This is a genomic window from Mesorhizobium sp. M1E.F.Ca.ET.063.01.1.1, from assembly GCF_003998155.1.
Taxonomy (GTDB): domain Bacteria; phylum Pseudomonadota; class Alphaproteobacteria; order Rhizobiales; family Rhizobiaceae; genus Mesorhizobium.
In genome coordinates this window covers 1-624 of the sequence record NZ_RZSC01001452.1, presented here as the reverse complement: position 1 = coordinate 624, position 624 = coordinate 1, and the positions used below count along the sequence as shown (strand labels likewise).

At 63.3% G+C, this 624-nt stretch carries 1 protein-coding gene; it reads left to right on the top strand.

Annotated elements, in window-relative coordinates; genetic code table 11:
* A partial coding sequence (locus tag EOA29_RS39175) for a ParB N-terminal domain-containing protein (RefSeq protein ID WP_189479177.1) occupies positions 1 to 624 on the top strand: 624 nt, incomplete at both ends.

Sequence of the window (624 nt, the reverse complement as noted above, 5' to 3'; positions counted from 1 at the left end):
GTGCGGCCCAACGGGACGCCCGAAAGCTTCGAGATCGTCGCCGGTCGGCGACGCTATTTCGCCGCCAAATCGCTCGCCGAGGAGCGCGGCGAGGGCGATCCCTTGCCCTGCGCCATCATGGAAGACGGCGACGACGCCGCTGCGCTCGAAGCCTCGCTCATCGAAAACATCGCTCGCCTCGACCCCGACGAGGTCTCGCAATGGGAAACGTTCTCGCGGCTGATCAAAGAAGGCCGCTCCATTGCCGAAATCGCCGCCACCTTCGGCATCACCGAACTTCAGGTGAAGCGCAGTCTGGCACTCGGCGAGCTTCTGCCCAAGATCCGCGAAGCCTACCGCGGCGAGGAAATCGACGCCGAGACGGCGCGCTATCTCACCATGGCTTCGAAAGCGCAGCAGAAGGACTGGCTGGCGCTTTATGCCGACCCCGAGCAATACGCGCCGCGCGGCTACCAGCTGAAACAATGGCTGTTCGGCGGCCAGTCGATTTCCATCAAGGTGGCGCTGTTCGCCATCGAGGACTATCCAGGCATGGTCGTCTCCGATCTGTTCGGCGAGGACAGCTATTTCGCCGATGCCGACGTGTTTTGGCTGAAGCAGAACGAGGCGATCGCGGCCAGACGC